The organism is Streptosporangium sp. NPDC053982 (genome assembly GCF_055585205.1).
Window position 1 is genome coordinate 1 of the sequence record NZ_JBVJKQ010000036.1, and the last position, 2,662, is coordinate 2,662.

2 protein-coding genes and 1 pseudogene are annotated in these 2,662 nt (G+C 73.2%); all 3 read left to right on the forward strand.

The window, feature by feature from the left end; genetic code table 11:
- A pseudogene (locus tag ACZ6W9_RS36775) lies at positions 1 to 89 on the forward strand (DNA-binding response regulator); the annotation flags it as partial.
- Positions 90 to 215: 126 nt separating this feature from the next.
- Complete coding sequence (locus ACZ6W9_RS36780; protein ID WP_389970336.1) at positions 216 to 1,382, forward strand: serine hydrolase domain-containing protein; 1,167 nt, start codon at positions 216 to 218, stop codon at positions 1,380 to 1,382.
- A gap of 185 nt (positions 1,383 to 1,567) precedes the next feature.
- Complete coding sequence (locus ACZ6W9_RS36785) at positions 1,568 to 2,434, forward strand: GNAT family N-acetyltransferase (RefSeq protein ID WP_389970338.1); 867 nt, start codon at positions 1,568 to 1,570, stop codon at positions 2,432 to 2,434.
- Positions 2,435 to 2,662 lie beyond the last annotated feature (228 nt).

Genomic DNA, 2,662 nt, shown 5'->3' on the forward strand with positions numbered 1-2,662 from the left:
TCAACGCCCTGTTCGACAAGCTGGAACTGTCGCACACCACCGGCTACAGCCGCCGCGTCCTGGCCGTGCTGCGCTACCTCGGCACCTGAGCGGCCGAGGCTCCCCGCCCGGCCGTACCGCGCTGTCCGGGCACGTGAGCGGCTGCGGTTTTCCACAGGTGGAGTGGGCGGCGCACCGCATTCCAGCGTGAAACCGATCTCCGTAGCGTCGGGCACATGATGAAGACGATGACGAACGTGCTGGTGGCGGCGGCCGTCGCGACGGGCGGCCAGGCCGCGGCCGTCGCGGGGAGCGGCCGGTCCGTGGACATACGCTCCGGCCTGGAGAGGATCGTGGCGGACGGCGGGGCGACGGCCGCCCTGGCGCGGGTCTCCGACGGCCACCGCACCTGGACGGGCGCCGCGGGGGTGCGCGACATCGAGCGTGGGGGGCGGCCGTCACCCGGCGGTTATTTCCGGATCGGCAGCGTCACCAAGACCTTCGTCGCGACGGTGGTGCTCCAGCTCGTGGACGAGGGCAAGGTGCGGCTCGACGACCCCGTCGGCGAGTACCTGCCCGGCCTGGTGCCGGACGGCGAGCGGATCACCGTCCGCCAGCTCCTCAACCACACCGGCCACCTGTACGACTACATGAGCGAACCCGGATACTCCACCAACCGCTGGCGCGGAGACGCCCGGTTCCGCTCCTACCGGCCGCGAGAACTGCTCAAGGTCGCCTTCGCGAAGAAGCTCCCCGACGACGGGAAGTGGCACTACTCCAACACCGGCTACGTGGTGCTCGGGCTGCTGGTGGAGAAGGTGACCGGCCGCCCGTACGGCGAGGAGGTCACGCGCCGCGTCCTGCGCCCGCTGGGGCTGCGCCACACGCTGGTGCCGGGTGACCGGGCGGGGCTGCCGTCACCGCACGCCAAGGGGTACGAGCCGCTTCCCGGCCTGGTGGACGCGACGCGGATGAACCCCTCGCTGGACTGGGCCGCCGGAGAGATGATCTCGACCGCCGCGGACCTGGAGCGGTTCATGTCGGCGCTGCTCGGCGGCAGGCTGATCAGCGAGGCGTCCCTGAAGGCGATGCGCACGACCGTCGAGACGGGGGCCGGATTCGGCTACGGGCTCGGGCTGCAGGCCTACCGGCTGCCGTGCGGCACGGTGTGGGGGCACAGCGGCGAGCTGATCGGCTACCTCACGTTCACGTTCCGATCGGACTCCGGCACGTCGCTGACCCTGTCGATCAACCCCTCGACCCGCAACCCGACCACGGAGGAGGTCATGGGGCTCGCCGTCAGGACGTTCTGCGGGCCGTCGGGCCGGGGCGGCGGCGCGCGGTCGACGTCCGGTCCGGGCTCGCCGGCCGCCGTCTCCCCGGCGCCGTCACCGCGTTCCTGACGCGGTCCGCTCTCTCCTTCGCCGTCGCCGTATCCCCGGCGCGGCCTGCTCTCTCCTTCGCCACCGCGTCCCTGACGCTCCGGCCCGCTCTCTCCCGGCGCCGTCATCGCGTCACCGGCTCCGGCCCGTCGCACCTGCCGAAAACCAGGTGCGGACCACCGGTGCGGTGAGGTGTGATCGGGGTCATGACGATCGTGCCGGGTGAGCCGGGAGTCGACGGACTGAGCGAGGTCGTGGAAGCGCTGCGGGAGTGGCAGCACCACGGGGCACCGCTTCAACTGCATCCGGGGGACCTGGGCTGGTTCTGGCGGTTCGGCGCGGAGGCGACGGCCGCAGCGGTCCGGACGTGGAGCCGGGACGGCCGGATTCTCGCCGCCGGACTGCTGGACGGCCCCGGACTGCTGCGGCTGGCGATCGCGCCGGACGCCCAGCGGGACGAGAATCTGGCGCGGCGGCTGGTCGAGGACGTGACCGAGCCGGAGCGCGGCGTGCTGCCCGGGGGGAGGGCGGACATCGAAGCGCCCATGGACGCGCTGGTCCAGGACCTGCTGGCCGAGCGCGGATGGGACCTCGACGAGCCGTGGACGCCGCTGCGCCGCGACCTCACGGAGCCGGTGGAGGACCCGGGCGCGCGGATCGAGGTGATCGGGCCGGAGCGGGCGGACGTGTGGGCCACCGTACTGCGGGCGTCGTTCGACGGGTCGACGTTCACCGAGGACCGCTGGCACGCGATGGCGGCCGGGCCGGCGTACGCCGATGCCCGGTGTCTGGTCGCCCACGACGACCGGGGGAACGCGGTGGCGGCGGTGACCGTGTGGTCGGCCGGTCCGGGCAGGTCCGGGTTGCTGGAGCCGATGGGCGTGCACCGGGAGCACCGCGGTCGCGGCCACGGCACAGCGATCACCCTCGCCGCGGCGGCCGCGCTCCGGGAGATGGGCTCGCCGAGCGCGGTCGTCTGCACCCCGAGCGCCAACGTCGGCGCGGTCGCCACCTACGTGTCAGCCGGCTTCGAGCGGCTCCCCGAGGTCCGGGACAGACATCGGGACGCCTGACCCCTCCCGTGGCCCCCGGCCTGATCGCCTCATGTACCCTCCCCCGGCCCGCTCGCCTCACGTATCGTCGCCACGCCGCGAAGCGGTGGCGGGCCGGGGACGGAGCGCCGGCCGGGTCCGCGGGGACCGGAGAAGCCACGGGTGATCATCGGTCGTCATCCTCGTACGGCGCCTCGCGTCGCGAGACCTCATGTCGCGAGACCTCTTTTTGCGAAGCCGGGTGCTGTG